The sequence below is a fragment of the Streptomyces sp. NPDC041200 genome, from assembly GCF_055591805.1.
Window position 1 is genome coordinate 136,845 of sequence record NZ_JBVIZF010000001.1, and the last position, 20,155, is coordinate 156,999.

18 protein-coding genes and 1 tRNA gene are annotated in these 20,155 nt (G+C 70.9%); 8 read left to right on the forward strand and 11 right to left on the reverse strand.

Annotated features, from left to right (window positions below; all coding sequences use genetic code 11):
• Positions 1-192 precede the first annotated feature (192 nt).
• A complete protein-coding gene (locus tag ACZ6CL_RS00670) occupies positions 193-888 on the forward strand; it encodes a response regulator transcription factor (RefSeq protein ID WP_468929368.1) in 696 nt (231 codons plus the stop codon).
• On the opposite strand, the gene ACZ6CL_RS00675 is transcribed toward ACZ6CL_RS00670, so the two are convergent.
• On the reverse strand, positions 885-1,202 hold the full coding sequence (locus tag ACZ6CL_RS00675) for a hypothetical protein (RefSeq protein WP_468929371.1): 318 nt from the start codon (positions 1,200-1,202) through the stop codon (positions 885-887). The two genes, ACZ6CL_RS00670 and ACZ6CL_RS00675, sit on opposite strands and share 4 nt — an antisense overlap.
• A 50-nt stretch (positions 1,203-1,252) precedes the next feature.
• Complete coding sequence (locus ACZ6CL_RS00680; protein ID WP_468929374.1) at positions 1,253-2,923, reverse strand: sodium:solute symporter family protein; 1,671 nt, start codon at positions 2,921-2,923, stop codon at positions 1,253-1,255.
• A gap of 110 nt (positions 2,924-3,033) precedes the next feature.
• Here ACZ6CL_RS00680 and galT point away from each other — a divergent pair, with 110 nt between their 5' ends.
• The 4 genes from galT (at position 3,034) to ACZ6CL_RS00700 (ending at position 7,477) form a co-directional block, all read left to right on the forward strand.
• The gene (gene galT, locus ACZ6CL_RS00685) at positions 3,034-4,077 is read left to right on the forward strand and encodes a galactose-1-phosphate uridylyltransferase (protein WP_468929377.1); all 1,044 of its coding nucleotides are present in this window, start codon (positions 3,034-3,036) and stop codon (positions 4,075-4,077) included.
• Positions 4,074-5,042 (forward strand): UDP-glucose 4-epimerase GalE, encoded by a 969-nt coding sequence (gene galE / locus ACZ6CL_RS00690; protein WP_468929380.1) that lies wholly within the window; start codon positions 4,074-4,076, stop codon positions 5,040-5,042. Before galT ends, galE begins: the two co-directional genes overlap by 4 nt.
• A gap of 64 nt (positions 5,043-5,106) precedes the next feature.
• On the forward strand, positions 5,107-6,294 hold the full coding sequence (gene galK, locus ACZ6CL_RS00695; RefSeq protein ID WP_468929382.1) for a galactokinase: 1,188 nt from the start codon (positions 5,107-5,109) through the stop codon (positions 6,292-6,294).
• A gap of 358 nt (positions 6,295-6,652) precedes the next feature.
• On the forward strand, positions 6,653-7,477 hold the full coding sequence (locus tag ACZ6CL_RS00700; protein WP_468929385.1) for a LuxR C-terminal-related transcriptional regulator: 825 nt from the start codon (positions 6,653-6,655) through the stop codon (positions 7,475-7,477).
• On the opposite strand, the gene ACZ6CL_RS00705 is transcribed toward ACZ6CL_RS00700, so the two are convergent.
• Positions 7,436-7,933, reverse strand: coding sequence for a MarR family winged helix-turn-helix transcriptional regulator (locus ACZ6CL_RS00705; RefSeq protein ID WP_009715516.1), 498 nt, complete (start codon positions 7,931-7,933; stop codon positions 7,436-7,438). The genes ACZ6CL_RS00700 and ACZ6CL_RS00705 overlap by 42 nt on opposite strands.
• 110 nt (positions 7,934-8,043) lie before the next feature.
• Between ACZ6CL_RS00705 and ACZ6CL_RS00710 the strand changes: the two genes are divergently transcribed.
• Positions 8,044-8,865 (forward strand): trans-aconitate 2-methyltransferase, encoded by an 822-nt coding sequence (locus ACZ6CL_RS00710; RefSeq protein ID WP_468929387.1) that lies wholly within the window; start codon positions 8,044-8,046, stop codon positions 8,863-8,865.
• A 5-nt stretch (positions 8,866-8,870) separates the two neighbouring features.
• Here the strand turns inward: ACZ6CL_RS00710 and ACZ6CL_RS00715 are convergent, their stop codons facing one another.
• Positions 8,871-9,581: a TetR family transcriptional regulator gene (locus ACZ6CL_RS00715; protein WP_468929389.1), complete on the reverse strand. Its 711-nt coding sequence runs from the start codon at positions 9,579-9,581 to the stop codon at positions 8,871-8,873.
• Positions 9,578-10,558 carry an acyl-CoA desaturase gene (locus ACZ6CL_RS00720; RefSeq protein WP_468929391.1) on the reverse strand — a complete coding sequence of 327 codons (981 nt, stop codon included), beginning with the start codon at positions 10,556-10,558 and terminating at the stop codon, positions 9,578-9,580. Before ACZ6CL_RS00720 ends, ACZ6CL_RS00715 begins: the two co-directional genes overlap by 4 nt.
• Before the next feature lie 247 nt (positions 10,559-10,805).
• On the opposite strand from ACZ6CL_RS00720, the gene ppc reads away from it, so the two are divergent.
• Positions 10,806-13,526: a phosphoenolpyruvate carboxylase gene (gene ppc, locus ACZ6CL_RS00725; RefSeq protein WP_468929393.1), complete on the forward strand. Its 2,721-nt coding sequence runs from the start codon at positions 10,806-10,808 to the stop codon at positions 13,524-13,526.
• Positions 13,527-13,608: 82 nt separating this feature from the next.
• On the opposite strand, the gene ACZ6CL_RS00730 is transcribed toward ppc, so the two are convergent.
• The 6 genes from ACZ6CL_RS00730 to ACZ6CL_RS00755 all read right to left on the reverse strand — a co-directional run bounded on the left by ACZ6CL_RS00730 (position 13,609) and on the right by ACZ6CL_RS00755 (position 18,429).
• A complete protein-coding gene (locus ACZ6CL_RS00730; RefSeq protein WP_468929395.1) occupies positions 13,609-14,130 on the reverse strand; it encodes a hypothetical protein in 522 nt (173 codons plus the stop codon).
• Between the two features lie 67 nt (positions 14,131-14,197).
• On the reverse strand, positions 14,198-14,794 hold the full coding sequence (pth, locus tag ACZ6CL_RS00735) for an aminoacyl-tRNA hydrolase (RefSeq protein WP_468929398.1): 597 nt from the start codon (positions 14,792-14,794) through the stop codon (positions 14,198-14,200).
• 129 nt (positions 14,795-14,923) lie between these two features.
• Positions 14,924-15,520, reverse strand: a complete 597-nt coding sequence (locus ACZ6CL_RS00740) for a 50S ribosomal protein L25/general stress protein Ctc (RefSeq protein ID WP_468929400.1) — start codon at positions 15,518-15,520, stop codon at positions 14,924-14,926.
• Between the two features lie 205 nt (positions 15,521-15,725).
• Complete coding sequence (locus ACZ6CL_RS00745; protein ID WP_468929401.1) at positions 15,726-16,703, reverse strand: ribose-phosphate diphosphokinase; 978 nt, start codon at positions 16,701-16,703, stop codon at positions 15,726-15,728.
• Positions 16,704-16,777: 74 nt separating this feature from the next.
• Complete coding sequence (gene glmU / locus ACZ6CL_RS00750) at positions 16,778-18,244, reverse strand: bifunctional UDP-N-acetylglucosamine diphosphorylase/glucosamine-1-phosphate N-acetyltransferase GlmU (RefSeq protein ID WP_468929403.1); 1,467 nt, start codon at positions 18,242-18,244, stop codon at positions 16,778-16,780.
• 113 nt (positions 18,245-18,357) lie between these two features.
• Positions 18,358-18,429, reverse strand: a tRNA-Gln gene (locus ACZ6CL_RS00755).
• Between the two features lie 247 nt (positions 18,430-18,676).
• Here ACZ6CL_RS00755 and ACZ6CL_RS00760 point away from each other — a divergent pair.
• Positions 18,677-20,098 carry a sensor histidine kinase gene (locus tag ACZ6CL_RS00760; RefSeq protein ID WP_468929405.1) on the forward strand — a complete coding sequence of 474 codons (1,422 nt, stop codon included), beginning with the start codon at positions 18,677-18,679 and terminating at the stop codon, positions 20,096-20,098.
• Positions 20,099-20,155 lie beyond the last annotated feature (57 nt).

Genomic DNA, 20,155 nt, shown 5'->3' on the forward strand with positions numbered 1-20,155 from the left:
GGGGCCGCCGCCGTTTTTCTCCATGATCGGATCTGCCCCCGCGGCACGCCGAGACGATCTGTTTCAGACGGGAATGAGGTGTCAAGTAGGCGCAGATGGGCGGGATTTCGGCATTCCGGGGGGCTTCTTCCGGGTAAGGGGCGCGCAACGTCGAACAAGCGTGTAGCTTCCCGGGGCAAAGGGGGGAAACTCATGGGCGTGCGACTCATGGTGGTCGATGACCACCGCCTGCTCGCGGAGGCCCTCGCCTCGGCGTTGAAGCTGCGTGGGCACCGGGTGCTCGCCGCGGCCGCGCCGAGCGCGGGAGCGGCGGAGCTGGTGGTGAGCCGGGCACCGGAGGTGTGTCTGCTGGGGACGGCGACACCCGCCGATCCGGGCGTGTTCGAACCGGTCGTGCGGATCAAGAAGGAGCGGCCACAGGTCGCGGTGGTGGTGCTCGGCCCGGTGCCGAACCCGCGCGGCATCGCCGCCGCCTTCGCCGCGGGCGCCTCCGGCTATGTCCGGCACGACGAGCGCATCGAGGGCGTCGAGCGCGCCATGCTGAAGGCGCGCGCGGGCGAGGCGGCGGTGGCCCCGCAGCTGCTGCAGGGCGCGTTCGCGGAGTTACTCAACCCGGCGGCCCAGCCGGACGACGAGGGGGCCCGGCTGCTGCGCATGCTGACCCCGCGCGAGGTGGAGGTGCTGATGCGGGTCGCCGAGGGCGAGGACACGCGGCTGATCGCCGCGGGGATGGGGATCGCGCCCAGCACGGCGCGCACCCATGTGCAGCGGGTGCTGATGAAGCTCGGTGTGGGGTCCCGGCTGGAGGCGGCCGCGCTCGCGGCGCGCACCGGCCTGCTGGACCGGGCGGCGACGCACCGCGGCGCGACGCCGCTGTCTCCCTCCTAGGGGGTGCCGTCCCCGGGCCGGGCGGGGCCCTCCTCGGGGGCGGGGTGCGGCGCGGGCAGCGGTCTGAGCTTCATCCAGAGCAGGAAGAGCAGGCCGAGGACGAGCATGCTGGCGCCCGTCCACAGATTGATGTTGATGTTCTCGGCCTTCTTCAGGTCCGCGTCGGAGGCGGTGATTCCGGCGATCGTGACGACGATCCCGTAGATCACGAACAGGCCGCCGATGATGCGCCGTACGTCGAAGAGCCGGGCCGCGGTCGCCGACCTCCCCTCCAGCTCCTCGACCTCGTGCTGGTACTCGTACTCGTCACTCATGGCGCGGGTTCCTTACCGCAGGAGGGGCACAGGACGGGGCACACGGACGGTCACAGGGAGAACGGGATGTAGCACAGCGCCGCGAGGACGATGGCGCCCCAGCCGAGCAGCGCCGGGCGGCGGTACCAGGCCTCGTCGCCGGGCGCCGCGGGTTCGGCGAGGCCCGGGGCGGTGGTGCCGTAGACCAGTCCGTTCAGCGACTGTTCCGGCTTGGGCTTGGTGAAGGGCGTGACCGCGACCATCACCACCCCGCCGACCACGAACGCCACGATGGCGGAGACGAAGTTGGCGCCCTGGTCGCTGGGGATGGAGATGACGCCGTCCTTGTAGAGCCAGAAGTAATTGATCATCGCCGCGACGGTGCCGGAGAGCAGCCCCCAGAACCCGGCCGGGGCGGTGGCGCGCCGCCAGAACATCCCGATGATGAAGACGCAGAACAGCGGCACGTTGAAGAACGAGAACAGGGTCTGCAGGTAGTTCATGATGTTGCTGAACGAGGACGCGATGAACGCCGTCCCCATCCCGGCCAGCACGCCGATCGCGGTCACCACCCGCCCCGTCAGCAGGTAGTACTCGTCCGCGCGGCCCCTCCTGATGTACGCCCGCCAGATGTCGTTGGTGAAGACCGTGTTGAAGGACGAGACGTTGGCCGCCATGCCCGCCATGAAGGCGGCGAGCAGCCCGGTCACCGCCAGGCCGAGCACCCCGTTGGGGAGCAGGTCGCTCATCAGCAGCGGGATCGCGTCGTTGTACTGCAGCCCGCTCTTCGTGGAGCCGATCCCCGGCTCGACGACCAGCGCGATCAGCCCCGGGACCACCACGATCAGAGGGATGAACATCTTCGGGAAGGCGGCGATCAGTGGGGTGCGCTGGGCGGCCGAGAGGTTCTTGGCGGACAGCGCGCGCTGCACCTCGGCGAAGTTGGTCGTCCAGTAGCCGAAGCTCAGGCAGAAGCCGAGGCCGAGCACGATGGTCAGCCAGTTGGCGCCCAGCGGGTTGTCCGAGCCGATGCCGGTGCCGCCCCACGCGGAGGTGAAGTTGGCGCCGTGGGAGGCGTTGAGGGAATCCTTGAGGCCCCCGAAGCCGCCGACCCGCTTGAGGCCGACGACGGTGAGCGGGATGAGCGCGGCGAGGATGACGAAGAACTGCAGCACCTCGTTGTAGATCGCCGAGGAGAGCCCGCCGAGGGTGATGTACGCGAGCACGAAGAGCCCGGCGACGACGATCGCGACCCACTGCGGCCAGCCGAGCAGCGCCTCGACGACGATGGCCATCGCGTAGAGGTTGACGCCCGCGATCAGCACGGACGCCACGGAGAAGATGATCGAGCTGAGCAGGTGCGAGGACGGCCCGTAGCGGTGCAGCAGGAATTCGGGCACCGATCTGACCTTGGAGCCGTAGTAGAACGGCATCATCACCAGGCCCAGGAAGACCATCGCGGGAATGGCGCCCACCCAGTACCAGTGCACGGTGTAGACACCGTACTGGGCGCCGTTGGCCGCCATTCCCAGAATCTCCAGGGCGCCCAGATTGGCGGCGACGAAGGCGAGACCGGTGACCCACGCGGGCAGTGACCGGCCGGAGAGAAAGAAGTCCAGGCTTGTCTTCACGCTTCGTCTGGCGGCGAATCCGACGCCGAGTACGACGGCGAAGTACAGGATCAGGATCGAGTAGTCGAGGGCATTGGTGGGGAGCCGGAGACCCGCTGCCAGAGAACGCATGCGAATAATCCTGCTTTATCCGGGTGCTTCCACCGCGCATTGACGCCGCTGTTGGCTTGTGGTTCATTATGTTTAGTTGTGTTGGGTGGAGCGGACAGGAGCTGGCGGACGTGAAGAAGACGGCGACGCGGCTCGCGGACGGACGCGAGCTGATCTACTACGACGCACGCGACGACGCGGTGCGCGACGCCGTCGACCAGCGGCCGCTCGACCCCATATCGACCCGCTCCGAGATCCGCCACGACCGCCTCCTCGGCGACGACGTGGCCGTCGCCTCCCACCGCCAGGGGCGTACGTACCACCCCCCGGCCGACGAATGCCCGCTGTGCCCCTCGCGCGACGGACGGCACAGTGAGATCCCCGCCGCCGACTACGACGTCGCCGTCTTCGAGAACCGCTTCCCCTCGCTGGCCGGTGACGCGGGCCGGTGCGAGGTCGTGTGCTTCACCTCCGACCACGACGCCTCCTTCGCCGACCTCACCCCCGAGCAGGCCGCCCTGGTGCTCGACGCGTGGACCGACCGGACCGCCGAGCTGGCCGGGCTCCCCTCCGTCGAGCAGGTCTTCTGCTTCGAGAACCGCGGCCGGGAGATCGGCGTCACCCTCGGCCATCCGCACGGCCAGATCTACGGCTATCCCTTCCCGACCCCGAGGACCCGGCTCATGCTCCGCTCGCTCGCCGAGCACCGTGAGCGGACCGGTCGGAATCTGTTCGATGATGTGGTCGCCGATGAGCGGTCCGACGGACGCCGCGTCGTCCTCGACGGCGAGCACTGGATCGCCTTCGTCCCGTACGCCGCCCACTGGCCGTACGAGGTGCACCTCTACCCGAAGCGCCGGGTCCCGGACCTGACCGCGCTGGACGATGCCGCGCGCACAGAGTTTCCACAGATGTATCTGGAACTCTTGAAGCGCTTCGACCGGATTTTCGGGGAGGACGAGCAGCCGACGCCGTACATCGCCGCCTGGCACCAGGCGCCGTTCACGGCGGACGACCGTGACGATTTCGCGCTCCACCTCGAGCTTTTCACCATCCGCCGCACTTCCGGCAAGCTGAAGTTTCTCGCGGGTTCCGAATCCGGCATGAATGTGTTCATCAATGATGTGCCGCCGGAGGCCGCGGCCGAGCGACTGCGAGAGGTAGCGAGCAAGTGAGCAATGCGCAGCAGAAGAAGTACCTGGTCACAGGCGGTGCCGGTTATGTCGGCAGCGTGGTCGCCGCGCATCTGCTGGAGGCCGGGCACCGGGTGACCGTCCTGGACGACCTGTCCACCGGGCACCGCGAGGGCGTACCCGCGGGCGCGGAGTTCATCGAGGGACGCATCCAGGACGCGGCCAAGTGGCTCGACGCCTCGTACGACGGCGTGCTGCACTTCGCCGCGTCCTCGCAGGTCGGCGAGTCCGTCGTCGACCCGGAGAAGTACTGGGTCAACAACGTCGGCGGGACCACCGCGCTGCTCGCCGCGATGCGGGACGCCGGGGTGCGCACCCTCGTCTTCTCCTCCACCGCCGCCACCTACGGCGAACCGGACGAGGTCCCGATCACCGAGGACGCCGCGACCGCGCCGACCAACCCGTACGGCGCCACCAAGCTCGCCGTCGACCACATGATCAGCGGCGAGTGCGCCGCGCACGGCCTGGCCGCGGTCTCCCTGCGGTACTTCAACGTCGCGGGCGCCTACGGGGCGTACGGCGAGCGCCACGACCCCGAGTCGCACCTGATCCCGCTGGTGCTCCAGGTCGCGCAGGGCCGCCGCGAGGCGATCTCCGTCTTCGGCGACGACTACCCGACCCCCGACGGCACCTGTGTCCGCGACTACATCCACGTCGCCGACCTGGCCGACGCCCATCTGCTGGCGCTGGGTGGAGCCTCCGTGGGCGAGCACCTGATCTGCAACCTCGGCAACGGCAACGGCTTCTCCGTCCGCGAGGTCATCGAGACCGTCCGCCAGGTCACCGGCCACCCGATCCCCGAGGTCGTCGCCGGCCGCCGGGGCGGCGACCCGGCCGTGCTGGTGGCCTCGGCCGAGCGCGCCAAGGAGCGGCTCGGCTGGCGGCCCAGCCGCGCCGACCTGAAGGGCATCGTCGCGGACGCGTGGGAGTTCGCGCAGCGCGCTTAACTGACGGCGGCAGGCGCGGCCACCCGGCCGCGCACGACGGTTATACAAGGACAGGGGTCAGCGAGTGAGCGACGTATCGGCGGGGTTCCGGGAGGTCTACGGGGCCGACCCGGTGGGCGTGTGGGCGGCGCCGGGCAGGGTCAACCTGATCGGTGAGCACACCGACTACAACGACGGCTTCGTGATGCCGCTCGCCCTGCCGCATACGTGCCTCGCGGCCGCCTCGCCGCGCACCGACGGCGTGCTGCGCGTCCACTCCGGGGACGCCCCGGGCGGGGTCGTCGAGCTGCGCGTCGCGGAGCTGGCCCCGGTCGCCGCGGGCGGCACCGGCGGCGACCGCGGCGGCTGGGCTGCCTACCCGGCAGGCGTGGTGTGGGCGCTGCGCGAGGAGGGGCTGCTGACCGGCGCCGCTGCGGGCGGCGCGGACCTGCACTACGCGTCCACGGTGCCCACCGGCGCCGGGCTGTCCTCGTCCGCCGCGCTGGAGGTGGTGACCGCCACCGCGCTGAGCGAGCTGTACGGGCTGGGGCTCGCCCCGGAGCGCGTCGCCCGGCTGTGCCAGCGCGCGGAGAACGACTTCGTCGGCGTGCCCTGCGGGATCATGGACCAGATGGCCTCCGCCTGCTGCACCGAGGGCCACGCGCTCTTCCTCGACGCCCGCGATCTCACCCAGCGGCAGGTGCCGCTGGACCTCGCGGCGGAGGGGCTGCGGCTGCTGGTCGTGGACACCCGGGTGAAGCACGAGCTGGGTGACGGCGCTTACGCCAACCGGCGCGCCGCGTGCGAGTCGGCCGCGCGGGCGCTCGGCGTGCCCGCGCTGCGCGAGGTGGAGTTCGCGACCCTGGACGCGACGCTCACCACCCTCACCGGCCTCGGCGTGGATGACACCGTGCGCCGCCGGGTGCGCCATGTGGTGACCGAGAACCAGCGGGTGCGGGAGGTGATCGAGCTGCTGGACGCGGGCGACACCCGGGCCATCGGGCCGGTCCTGACCGCCGGACACGCCTCGTGCCGCGATGACTTCGAGATCTCCTGCGCCGAGCTGGACCTCGTGGTGGAGTCGGCCAACGCGGCGGGCGCGCTCGGTGCGCGGATGACCGGCGGGGGCTTCGGCGGCTCGGCGATCGTGCTGGTCGAGGTGGCGGACGCGGACTCGGTGGCCAAGGCCGTCACCGAGGCCTTCGTCACGGCCGGACACGGGGCCCCGCGGATCTTCCCGGCGGTGCCGAGCGCGGGCGCGCGGCGGGTGTAGCCGCTGGAGGCCCGGGGTGGTCTCGGGTTGCCTCACTCCCTTCGGCCGTTGAGCGATCAATTTTCGCCGTTCTCGGTCTCCTTACTCCCCAAGACCGAACACAAAGACCACCGTAAACAGGCGAGGCCGGGCAGTTTCGCTCATCCGCTCCGGATGGTGGACCCCGGCCTTACGCTGAGTGCAGCGTCGGTGGGGGCCGACGTGTATCAGGGGGCGAGACAGTCAGGTACGACGCCCGGGGTGGGGTAGCGATCTCGGCACGGCGGCGGCCGTGCGGTTGCGGTGACCCTTTTCCCGGGCGCCGTACCCGTACTGGTTCTCGGGGTATCCGGGTGTATCCGGCGACGTGGGGGGTTCCGTGGCACGTATTCGGGTTCTGGTGGTCGACGACCATCGCATTTTCGCCGAGTCACTGGCCGCCGCCCTCGCGGCGGAACAGGACGTGGACGTGGCGGCCGCCGGAAGCGGCCCGGCGGCGCTGCGCTGTCTGGAGCGCGGAGTGGCCGAGGGGCGCCGTTTCGACGTCCTGCTGATCGACGCCGATCTGGGCTCCCTGAACGGGGAGCCGCTGCACGCGCCGCAGCCCGCACCGGTCGAGGCGGGCCACGCCGTCCATGGGGGCGGGGCCTTGGGCTCGGGCCCGCCGGGGCGCGTCAATGGGCGGTCGCCCGACGGCATAGCGCTGGTCGGCGGCGTGCGCACCGCCCAGCCGGGGGTGCGTACCGTGGTGCTGGCCGAGCGCGACGATCCGCGCCGCGCGGCGGCGGCCCTGCAGGCCGGGGCGTCCGGCTGGGTGGCCAAGGACTGTTCGCTGGTCAGGCTGCTCGCCGTGATCCGCGGGGTGCTGCGCGACGAGACGCATCTGCCGCCCGCGCTGCTCACCGGCGTGCTGCGGGAGCTGACGGCGGCCCGTAAGCACCGCACCGAGAGCGAGCGGCTGGTCGAATCGCTGACGCCGCGTGAGCGGGAAGTGCTGCGCTGCATGGTGGCCGGGCTCGGCCGCAAGGCGGTGGCGGAGCGGCTGTTCCTGTCCCCGCACACGGTCCGCACCCATATGCAGAACGTGCTGGGCAAGCTGGGCGTGCACTCCACGCTGGCCGCCGTGGCGCTGGCCCGGCGGGCCGGCGTCGGCCCGGTCGACCTAGCCGGGGAAATTGTCGAACGGGGCGGTCAGCTGGCGTAGCAGCGCCGCCAGTTCCGCGCGCTGGGCCTGGGACAGCTCGGCGAGGATGGCGCGCTCGTGATCCAGCAGCCCGGCCAGTGCCTGGTCGGCGCGGTCGCGCCCCTCCGCGGTGAGCCGGACCAGCACCCCGCGCCGGTCACTGGGGTCGGGCAGCCGCTCGACCAGGCCCTTCTTCGCCAGCCGGTCGATGCGGTTGGTCATGGTGCCGGAGGTGACCAGCGTCTGGGTCAGCAGCTGCCCGGGGGAGAGCTGGTACGGGGTCCCGGCCCGCCGCAGCGAGGTCAGCACGTCGAACTCCCAGGACTCCAGCTGATGCTCGCTGAAGGCGATCCGCCGCGCCCGGTCGAGATGGCGCGCGAGCCGGCTGACCCGGCTGAGCACTTCGAGCGGTTCGACATCGAGGTCGGGGCGTTCCCGACGCCATGCCGCCACCAGTCGATCGACCTCGTCGTCCATGACGATCAGTGTAGTAGGTCTGTCGACATGAAGTCTCTTGACATCAAGAGACAGCTTGGAGGACGGTAAGGCCTGCTCGTACCGACCGTACCCGCTCAAGGGACTTCACCATGCGTACGTCACCCCACTGGGACCCGGCCCAGTACCTCCGCCACTCCGGCCACCGCGCCCGCCCGTTCCGCGACCTCCTCGCCCAGATCCCCGCGCTCCCCGCGGAACCCGGCCGTCCGCCCCGGATCGCCGACCTCGGCTGCGGCCCCGGCAATGTCACCGTCCTGCTCTTCGACCACTGGCCCGACGCCCATGTCACCGGCCTGGACAGCTCCGCCGACATGCTCGCCGAGGCCCAGCCCCTCGCGGGCCCCACCCCCGGCGGCGGCCGCCTCGACTTCCGTACCGCCGACGCACTGCGCTGGGAGCCGGACGAGGCGTACGACCTGATCGTCTCCAACGCCGCGCTCCAGTGGATGCCCGGTCACGCCGACGCCTTCCCCGCCTGGCTCGCCGCCCTGCGCCCCGGCGGCACCCTCGCCTTCCAGCTGCCCGGCAACTTCGGCGCCCCCAGCCACACCCTGCTGCGCGACCTGTGCGCCGCACCGCGCTGGCGGGAGCGCCTCGCCGACGCCCTGCGCAGCCCCGCCGCGGCCCTGGACCCTCTCGACTACCTGGACCGGCTCACCGCGCTGGGCTGCGACGTCGACGCCTGGGAGACCACCTACCTGCAGATCCTCACCGGAGACGACCCGGTCCTCGACTGGACCAAGGGCACCGCCCTGCGCCCGGTCCTCACCGCCCTCGCCGACGACCCGGCCGCCCGCGACCGCTTCCTCGGCGAATACGCGGCCCTCCTCCGCGAGGCCTACCCCCCGGCCCCGTACGGCACGGCCTTCCCGTTCCGCCGGATCTTCGCCGTGGCCCGCAAGCCCGGCTAGGCCAGCTAGGCCTTGCGGTGGCCTATCAGCCGCGGCTTCTGCTCCAGGCCGTCCAGGCCGTGCCAGGCCAGGTTCACCAGATGCGCCGCCACCTCGGACTTCTTCGGCTTGCGGACGTCCAGCCACCACTGGCCGGTCAGCGCCACCATCCCCACCAGGGCCTGGGCGTACAGCGGGGCGAGCTTGGCGTCGAAGCCACGGGCCTTGAACTCCAGGCCCAGGATGTCCTCCACCTGGGTGGCGATATCGCTGATCAGTGAGGCGAAGGTGCCCGTCGACTGGGCGACGGGGGAGTCACGGACGAGGATCCGGAAGCCGTCCGTGTACTCCTCGATGTAGTCCAGGAGGGCGAACGTGGCCTGCTCGCACAGCTCCCGCGGGTGGCCCGCGGTCAGCGACGTGGTCACCATGTCCAGCATCCGCCGCATCTCGCGGTCGACCACGACCGCGTACAGCCCTTCCTTGCCGCCGAAGTGCTCGTACACCACCGGCTTGGACACCCCGGCCTTCGCCGCGATCTCCTCCACCGAGGTGCCCTCGAAGCCGCGTTCGGCGAAGAGCGCCCGACCGATGTCCAGCAGCTGCTCCCGGCGCTCCTTGCCGGTCATTCGCACCCGGCGGGCCCGCCGGGTGCCGGGTCCGGAGGACCGGACGGTCCGGGCCGCCCGGTCCTTGCTGCCGCTGGTATTACTGTCGGTCTCCACGCCCTCTATCATGCCGCTTCGGCAGGGGCCTCTTTACGCCGGGAGTCGATACGGTTCGCGTTCGGCCAGCGGACGTCGTACGCCCAGCCCAGCTTCTCGAACCAGCGGATGATCCGGGCGCTGGAGTCGAGCTGGCCCTTCATCACCCCGTGCCGGGCGCACGTCGGATCGGCGTGGTGCAGGTTGTGCCAGGACTCGCCGCACGAGAGCACCGCCAGCCACCACACGTTCCCGGAGCGGTCACGCGACTTGAACGGGCGCTTGCCCACCGCGTGGCAGATCGAGTTGATCGACCAGGTCACATGGTGGAGCAGCGCTACCCGGACGAGCGATCCCCAGAAGAACGCGGTCGCCGCGCCCTGCCAGGACCAGGTCACCAGGCCGCCGACGGCGGCGGGCAGCAGCAGCGAGACGACCGTCCACACCACGAACTGGCGAGAGATGTTACGGATCACGTCGTCCCTGACCAGATCCGGCGCGTACTTCTGCTGCGGGGTCTGCTCCTCGTCGAACATCCATGCGATATGTGCCCACCACAACCCCTTCATCAGGGCCGGGACGGTCTCCCCGTACCGCCACGGTGAATGCGGGTCCCCCTCCGCGTCGGAGTACTTGTGGTGCTTGCGGTGATCGGCCACCCAGCGCACCAGCGGCCCCTCGACCGCCAGCGACCCCGCGATCGCGAGCGCGATCCGCAGTGGCCGCTTCGCCTTGAACGAGCCATGGGTGAAATAGCGGTGGAAGCCGATCGTGATGCCGTGGCAGCCGATGTAGTACATGACCACCATCAGTGCCAGGTCCAGCCAGCTCACCCCCCAGCCCCAGGCCAGGGGGATCGCCGCGAGCAGCGCGACGAACGGGACGGCGATGAACAGCAGCAGGGTGATCTGTTCGATGGAACGCTTGCTGTCCCCGCCCAGCGTGGCGGAGGAAAGCGGGGTCTCCTGGGCCTTCGGCGCGTCGTGGGCCGCGTCGGGGCTTGCAGTCATGGGATCCCTCGTGGGGCTCGGGGGCTGGGCTACGGATCCGTAACCTACGGCGACGTAAGTATGGCAGGGCCGCGAACCGGGGCAAGAGGGCTCTGGTTTCCCCCGAGGGAACGCCACCTATCCTGGGGGCGTCGGACAGCGCGGTCCGCACATGGCCGAAAGCATCGGGTGCGGGCCCTGCGGCGCCAGCCGCGCGGGGGCTCCGCCCCCGCTAGGAACCCCCCGTTCACTGCAAGGAGCCGCACCTGTGAGCAGTGCCGACCACACCAATGCCGCCCTGCGTGCCGATATCCGCCGTCTGGGTGACCTCCTCGGCGAGACCCTGGTCCGACAGGAGGGCCCCGACCTCCTCGACCTCGTCGAGCGCGTCCGCGCCCTCACCCGCAGTGACGGCGAGGCCGCCGCCGAACTCCTCGGCACCACCGACCTGCCCACCGCCGCCAAGCTGGTGCGCGCCTTCTCCACCTACTTCCACCTGGCCAACGTCACCGAGCAGGTCCACCGGAGCCGTGAGCTGAGCGCCCGGCGGGCCGCCGAGGGCGGGATCCTGGCCCGCACCGTCGACCAGCTCAAGGACGCCGACGCCGACCATCTGCGGCAGACCGTGGAGCACCTGGGTGTCCGCCCCGTCTTCACCGCCCACCCCACCGAGGCCGCCCGCCGCACCGTCCTCAACAAGCTGCGCCGCATCGCCGAGCTGCTGGACACCCTCGCCGCGGGCGGCGAGAGCCGCCGCGCGGATCTCCGCCTCGCCGAGAACATCGACCTGCTGTGGCAGACCGACGAGCTGCGGGTGGTCCGCCCCGAGCCCGCCGACGAGGCCCGTAACGCCGTCTACTACCTCGACGAGCTGCACGCCCACGCCGTCGGCGACGTCCTGGAGGACCTCACCGCCGAGCTGGATCGCGTCGGCATCGAGCTGCCCGTCACCACCCGCCCGCTCACCTTCGGCACCTGGATCGGCGGCGACCGCGACGGCAACCCCAATGTCACCCCCCAGGTGACCTGGGAAGTACTGATCCTCCAGCATGAGCACGGCATCACCGACGCCCTGGAGATCATCGACGACCTGCGGGCCGCCCTCTCCAGCTCCATCCGCAACTCCGACGCCTCCGAGGAGCTGCTCAGCTCCCTCCAGCGCGACCTGGAGCTGCTGCCGGAGATCAGCCCGCGCTACAAGCGGCTCAACGCCGAAGAGCCCTACCGGCTCAAGGCCACCTGCATGCGGCAGAAGCTCGTCAACACCCGCGAGCGGCTCGCCAAGGACGCCCCGCACACCCCCGGCCGCGACTACCTCGGCACCGCCGAGATGCTGGACGACCTGAAGCTCATCCAGGACTCGCTGCGCGCCCACCGCGGCGCCCTGATCGCCGACGGCCGCCTCGAACGCGCCATCCGCACCCTCGCCGCGTTCGGCCTGCAGCTCGCCACCATGGACGTACGTGAGCACGCGGACGCCCACCACCACGCCCTCGGCCAGCTCTTCGACCGGCTCGGCGAGGAATCCTGGCGGTACGCGGACATGCCCCGGGACTACCGGCGCAAGCTGCTCGCCAAGGAACTGCGCTCGCGCCGCCCGCTCGCGCCCTCCCCGGCGCCGCTGGACGCGGCCGGGGCCAAGACCCTCGGCGTCTTCCAGACCATCCGCGAGTCCTTCGAGCGGTTCGGGCCCGAGATCGTCGAGTCGTACATCATCTCCATGTGCGCGGGCTCCGACGACGTCTTCGCCGCCGCCGTCCTCGCCCGCGAGGCGGGCCTCATCGACCTGCACGCGGGCTGGGCCAAGATCGGCATCGTGCCGCTGCTGGAGACCACCGACGAGCTGAAGATCGCCGACCAGCTCCTCGACGAGATGCTCTCCGACCCCTCCTACCGGCGCCTCGTCTCCCTGCGCGGCGACGTCCAGGAGGTCATGCTCGGCTACTCCGACTCCTCCAAGTTCGGCGGCATCACCACCTCCCAGTGGGAGATCCACCGCGCCCAGCGGCTGCTGCGCGACGTCGCCCACCGGCACGGCGTACGGCTGCGCCTCTTCCACGGCCGCGGCGGCACCGTCGGCCGCGGCGGCGGCCCCACCCACGACGCGATCCTCGCCCAGCCGTGGGGCACCCTGGAAGGCGAGATCAAGGTCACCGAGCAGGGCGAGGTCATCTCCGACAAGTACCTCGTCCCCTCCCTCGCCCGCGAGAACCTGGAGCTGACGGTCGCCGCGACCCTCCAGGCGTCGGCCCTGCACACCGCCCCGCGCCAGTCGGACGAGGCGCTCGCCCGCTGGGACGCGGCGATGGACACGGTCTCCGACGCCGCCCACGGCGCGTACCGCACCCTCGTGGACGACCCCGACCTGCCCGCCTACTTCTTCGCCTCCACCCCCGTCGACCAGCTCGCCGAACTCCACCTCGGCTCCCGCCCGTCCCGCCGTCCCGACTCCGGCGCGGGCCTCGACGGGCTGCGCGCCATCCCGTGGGTCTTCGGCTGGACCCAGTCCCGGCAGATCGTGCCCGGCTGGTTCGGCGTCGGCTCCGGCCTCAAGGCCGCCCGCGAGGCCGGGCTCGACGGCGTGCTGGACGAGATGCACCAGCACTGGCACTTCTTCCGCAACTTCCTGTCCAACGTCGAGATGACCCTCGCCAAGACGGACCTGCGGATCGCCCGGCACTACGTGGACACCCTGGTCCCGGACGAGCTGAAGCACGTCTTCGACGTCATCCGGGCGGAACACGAGCTGACGGTGCGGGAGGTGCTGCGGATCACCGGCGAGACCGAACTCCTGGACTCCAACCCCGTCCTGAAGCAGACCTTCCACGTCCGCGACGCCTACCTGGACCCGATCTCCTACCTCCAGGTGAGCCTGCTCCACCGGCAGCGCACCGCGCGCGAGCGCGGCGAAGAGGCCGACCCGGTGCTGGCCCGGGCCCTGCTCCTGACCGTCAACGGCGTGGCGGCGGGCCTGCGCAACACCGGCTGAACCTCCCCGCAGCGCGAAGCGGCGGCCCGCTCCCCGGAGGAGCGGGCCGCCGCTTCGCTGTCTTCAGAACGTCAGCGTGTCTTCAGAACGTCAGCGTGGCGAAGGACGCCCCCAGCACCGCCGCGCCCGCGAGTCCCAGCCCCCAGGCCGTACGGCGCATACGGAGCCCGCCCGCCACGACCAGCGAGGCCAGCAGCAGCGATCCGCCGAACGGGACCCAGGCGTGCAGGATGCCCGCCGTACCGGTGCGCACCACCTCGTCCTTGCCCGGCTTGACGGCCACCAGCAGCCGCTCACCCTTGCCGTCCGTGACCGCCGCGTCGACCCGTACCGTGGCCCGCGCCTCCGCGCCGCTGGAGCCGGGGGTGAAGCGGCCGGTGCACCAGTCGTCGTCGCAGCGGGACACCGTGAGGGTGCCGCGCTCCAGTCCCTTGGTCAGCATCGTGGGCTTGGCGTCGCTCCAGGAGGACCACACCCCGGCCACCAGGATCAGCAGGGCGACGAGCGTCATCGCCACGTTCTTCGCGAGCAACAGCAATCCGTACATGCTTTCGCCCGCCCGGCGCGTACGGCTTCGCTTGGTGATGCCGGTGGTGGATGCCATGGCGGTAGATCTTTGCCACCGCCGGGCCCCGGGTCAACCTCCAACCGAACAGTCGCGCGAGTGACGTTCAGGTGTTGTACGTTCCCTGCGCGCGCTCCAGACCGTCCACGATGAGGGTCTCCACCGCGTCCGCCGCGCGGTCCACGAAGTAGTCCAACTCCCTGCGCTCAGCGGCGGAAAAGTCCTTCAGCACGAACGCCGCGACATCCATCCGGCCCGGCGGACGGCCGATGCCGAAACGGACCCGGAAGTAATCCGGGCCGCCGGATTTGGTGATCGACTTCAGCCCGTTGTGGCCATTGTCACCGCCGCCGAATTTGAGCCTCAGCGCGCCGTAGTCGATGTCCAATTCGTCGTGGATCGCCACCACATGACCCACCGGCACCTTGTAGAAGTCGCGCAGCGCGGTCGTCGGTCCGCCCGACAGGTTCATGAACGTCATCGGCTTGGCGACGATCACCCGGCGGCTGGCAGGACCGGGCGGTCCGATCCGCCCCTCCACCACCTGCGCCCGGGACTTGTGCGCCTTGAAGCGCCCGCCCATCCGCTCGGCCAGCAGCTCGGCCACCATGAAGCCGACATTGTGGCGGTTGGCCGCGTACTCCGGGCCGGGGTTGCCCAGGCCCGCCACGAGCCACGGGCTGCTCGGGTCCGCTTCGCTCATCGTCTCGTTCTCCTGGGTGAGGCTTGTCGGTGCGCAGTGGGTTTCTTATACGCGACCGCCGCCACAAGCGAACCGCCGCCCCGCTGGCAGCAGCGGGGCGGCGGTCGCCAGGCGATGCGGTACGAGGGATCAGCCCTCGGCGCCCTCGGTCTCGCCCTCGGCCTCCGGGGCCGGGGCCTCGGCCTGCGGGGTGACGATGTGCAGCACCGGCGCGTCGTCCTCGACGGCCAGGGTGGTGCCCTTCGGCAGCGCGATGTCCTTGGCGTAGACGGTGTCGCCGGCGTCCAGGCCCTCGATCGAGATGGTGACACCCTCGGGGATGTGGGTGGCCTCGGTCTCGACCGGCAGCGTGTTCAGCACGTACTCGAGCAGGTTGGCGCCGGGGGCCAGGTCGCCCTCAACGTTGATCGGCAGGTCGACGGTGACCTTCTCGCCCTTGCTCACCAGGAGCAGGTCGACGTGCTCCAGGATGCCGATCTTGATGGGGTGACGCTGCACGGCCTTGGGGATGACCAGCTCGCTCTTGCCGCCCTCGATCTCCAGGCGCAGCAGGACGTTCGGGGTCTTGAGCGCCATCAGCAGGTCGTACGCGGGAAGCGTGACGTGCATCGGCTCGGCACCGTGGCCGTAGACGACACCGGGAACCCGGTCGGCCAGACGGGTGCGACGGGCGGCACCCTTGCCGAACTCGGTGCGGGGCTTGGCGGGGATCTTGACCTCGGCCATGGGGCACTCCTCGTAGATCGTGTACATGTGGCCGTCACCCGGCCCACGACAGACCTGCTACGAAGAGCGCGTCGATAACGGATGAGCTGTGGGAACCACAGCCTCCCTCGCCGAGCAACCCCACGAGTCTACCAACGGTTCGCCCATGGCTGAGGCCACCCCTTCCGGGAGTGGCCTCAGCTGGGTCGGTCCGCGGTTAAGCCCATCAGGCGTGCTCCTCGAAGAGGCTGGTCACCGAGCCGTCCTCGAAGACTTCCTGCACGGCACGGGCGACGGTCGGCGCCATCGACAGCACGGTGATCTTGTCCAGCTCGACCTCGCCCGGCGTGGGGAGGGTGTTGGTGAACACGAACTCGCTGACCTTGGAGTTCTTCAGCCGGTCGGCGGCCGGACCCGACAGCACGCCGTGGGTCGCCGTCACGATCACGTCCTCCGCGCCGTTGGCGAACAGCGCGTCCGCGGCGGCGCAGATCGTGCCACCGGTGTCGATCATGTCGTCGACCAGGACGCACACCCGGCCCCGGACGTCACCGACGACCTCGTGGACGGTGACCTGGTTGGCCACATCCGGGTCACGGCGCTTGTGGACGATCGCCAGCGGGGCGCCCAGCCGGTCACACCAGCGGTCGGCGACCCGTACCCGGCCCGCGTCCGGCGAGACGACCGTGAGCTTCGAGCGGTCGACCTTGGCGCCCACGTAGTCCGCGAGCACCGGCAGCGCGAAGAGGTGGTCCACCGGGCCGTCGAAGAAGCCCTGGATCTGGTCGGTGTGCAGGTCGACCGTGAGGATGCGGTCGGCGCCCGCGGTCTTGAGCAGGTCGGCGATCATCCGCGCCGAAATCGGCTCCCGGCCGCGGTGCTTCTTGTCCTGGCGGGCATAGCCGTAGAACGGCACGATCACCGTGATCGAGCGCGCGGAAGCCCGCTTCAGCGCGTCGATCATGATGAGCTGCTCCATGATCCACTTGTTGATCGGAGCCGTGTGGCTCTGCATCAGGAAGCAGTCGGCGCCCCGCGCGGACTCCTGGAAGCGGACGTAGATCTCGCCGTTGGCGAAGTCGAATGCCTTGGTCGGGACCAGGCTGACGCCCAGCTCGTGGGCGACCTCCTCGGCCAGCACGGGGTGGGCGCGGCCGGAGAAGAGCATCAACTTCTTCTCGCCGGTCGTCTTGATCCCGGTCACGTCACGTCTCCTTGGATGTCACTTTGGTGCGCGCTTTTACGGTACGCCCCCGGATGGGCGCACCGGTTCGCAGGTCACTCCCCGCTCTCGTCCTCCTGGCGCGCGGCAGCGGCGGCCTCCGCCGCCTGCGCCGCTGCGCTTCCGGGGCGCTTGCGGGCGACCCAGCCCTCGATATTCCGCTGCTGTCCGCGTGCGACGGCGAGCGAACCCGGGGGCACATCCTTGGTGATGACCGAGCCGGCGGCGGTGTAGGCCCCGTCTCCGACTGTGACAGGAGCCACAAACATGTTGTCGGAACCGGTCTTGCAGTGGCTGCCGATGGTCGAGCGGTGCTTCTTCTCGCCGTCGTAGTTCACGAAGACGCTGGCGGCGCCGATGTTGCTGAAGTCGCCGATCGTGGCATCGCCCACATAGGAGAGATGCGGCACCTTGGTGCCCTCGCCGATCTCGGCGTTCTTCATCTCCACGTACGTGCCGGCCTTGGACCTGGTGCCCAGCCGGGTACCCGGGCGCAGATACGCGTACGGCCCGGCGGACGCCCCGTCGCCGATCACCGCGTCCTCGGCGACGGTGAAGCTCGCCACCGCGCCTTCGCCGACCGTGGTGTCGGTGAGCCGCGAGTTCGGGCCGACCTCGGCGCCGGTGGCCAGATGCGTGGTGCCCAGCAGCTGGGTGCCGGGGTGGATCACGCTGTCCTGTTCGACGGTGACCGTGACGTCGACCCAGGTGGTGGCGGGGTCGATCACGGTGACGCCGCTGAGCATGGCGCGCTCCAGCAGCCGGTCGTTGAGCAGCCTGCGGGCCTCGGAGAGCTGCACCCGGTTGTTGATGCCGACGATCTCGCGGTGGTCGGCGGCGACCGAGGCGCCGACCCGGTGCCCGGCCTCGCGCAGGATGCCGAGCACATCGGTGAGGTATTCCTCACCCTGGCTGTTGTCGGTCCGCACCTTGCCGAGCGCGTCGGTGAGCAGCTGGGCGTCGAAGGCGAAGACCCCGGAGTTGATCTCGCGGATCGCACGCTGGGCGGCGGTGGCGTCCTTGTGCTCCACGATGCCGGTGACGGCGCCGGACGCCTCGTCCCGCACGATCCGGCCGTAACCGGTGGCGTCGGGCACCTCGGCGGTGAGAACGGTCACCGCGTTGCCGTCGGCGGAGTGCGCCCCGGCGAGCTGCTGGAGGGTCTCACCGGTCAGCAGCGGGGTGTCGCCACAGACGACGATCACGGTGCCGTCGAGGGCCACGCCGCTGTCGGACAGCTCCTCCAGGCCCATCCGGACCGCGTGCCCGGTGCCGTTCTGCTCGTGCTGGACGGCGGTGCGGGCGTCGGTGTCGATCTCGGCCAGATGGGCGGAGACCTGCTCCCGGGCGTGGCCGACCACGACCACGAGGTGCTCGGGTGAGAGCTGTCGGGAGGCGGCGACGACATGCCCGACGAGGGACCGGCCGCAGATGGCGTGCAGAACCTTGGGGGTCGCCGACTTCATGCGGGTGCCCTCACCCGCTGCGAGGACGACGACGGCTGCCGGGCGGTTGGCGCTCACGGGTGTGCCCTTCGGCTTCGGGTCGGGGGTGGACACCCGCAGGATACCGAGAGGTTTCCCGCCAGAAACGACCGCGGGTCCCGACCGTAAGGATCAGGACCCGTGTGTGGAGGCTCCCCCGCCAGGACTCGAACCCGGACTAATGGCACCAAAAGCCACTGTGCTGCCAATTACACCACAGGGGATAGCAAACAGGCCTCAATCGGACGGCCGGTCAGGCCGCCGACTTGGCCCCCACCACTATGCCGTACCACCGGCCTCCGATGCGACGGTGTAGGTCGGTGCCGCCCGTGCGTCATGCGGACGCGTCATCGAAAACGTGGTCGATTCAACCGTTCGAGTTAAAACCGTTGATATCCCGACTGTTCGAGTGAGACATGTGCGGCCGTGTCCCCCGGAAAAGGGCTGGCGCGCGGCCGTAGGCTGGTCGCTATGAGTGCGACGGGGGCATCTGAGGAGACGAGTGCGCGCGGCGCGCCAGGCGGGCCTTTGTGGTGGCCGCGGCGGCGGAGCATGGTGCTGGACATCATGCTCGGCGTCGCGTCGGCGGCCGAATGCGCCGCGGAGGGCGTCGGGTTCGCGCACGACGCCCGGATGCCGGTCGCCCTCGGGGTCGTGTTCGGACTGATCGTCGGGTCCACGCTGGTGCTGCGGCGGCGCTGGGCGATCGCCGTGGTGCTGATATCGATCGCCGTCACCCCTGCCGAGATGGGGCTGCTGCTCGGCGTCGTCGGGCTGTACACCCTCGCCGCGTCCGAGGTGCCGCGCCGGATCTCGGCGGTGCTGGCCGGGATGGCGGGGGCCGGGACCTTCCTCGTCACGATGGTCCGCTTCCGGCAGGACAGCGTGCAGGCCGAGTGGGGCACGGCCACCTGGGAGGCGCTGCTCTTCTCCCTGACGATCACCCTGGCGCTGACCTCGCCCCCCGTGCTGCTCGGGCTGTACGTCCGGGCCCGGCGGCGGCTGGTGGAGAGCCTCCGGGAGCGGGCGGACGGCCTGGAGCGCGAGCTGTCGCTGCTCGCGGAGCGGGCCGAGGAGCGCGCCGAGTGGGCCCGCAACGAGGAGCGCACCCGGATCGCGCGCGAGATGCACGACGTGGTGGCGCACCGGGTGAGCCTGATGGTGGTGCACGCGGCGGCACTCCAGGCGGTGGCGCTCAAGGACCCGGAGAAGGCGTCGAAGAACGCGGCGCTGGTGGGCGACATGGGGCGGCAGGCGCTGACCGAGCTACGGCAGATGCTGGGCGTCCTGCGGTCGGGCGGCCCGGCCGAGGAGAAGCCGGTGCCGCTGGCCTCGGTGGCGGTCGCCGCCTCGGCGGCCGCGGAGGCGGCGTCGGCGTCGGCCGCGGAATCCGCCCAGGGCGCGGAGGCCCACGCGGACCCGGGCGCCGAGGGCGCGGCGGGTGCGGGCGTGGATGTGGGCGGGCCGCGGCTGGCGGAGCTGGAAGCGCTGGTCGGGCAGTCGCGGGCGGCCGGGATGGCCGTGGAGCTGTCGGTGGAGGGCGAGGAGCGGCGGTACGCGGCGCGGGTGGAGCAGACCGCGTACCGGGTGGTACAGGAGGCGCTGACCAATGTGCACAAGCACGCCCCGGGCGCCAGCACCCGCATTCGCCTGGCCCACCGCGGCGCGGAGATCGCGGTGCTGGTCGAGAACGGGCCCTCGGAGCGGGGCGCGGCGGACGCCGGGTTGCCGAGCGGGGGCAATGGGCTGGTGGGGATGAAGGAGCGGGTGTCGACGCTGGGCGGCGGTTTCGTCTCGGGCCCGACGGACGCCGGTGGCTTCCGCGTCTCGGCGGTCATCCCCGACCGCACCCGCACGCCCGACCACGCCGCCGACCGAGCGAGGACCGCGTAGCACCCCGACGGCGCCGCGCCCGCCCGACGCCAGGGGCGCGGGGAACCGCGCGAGCGG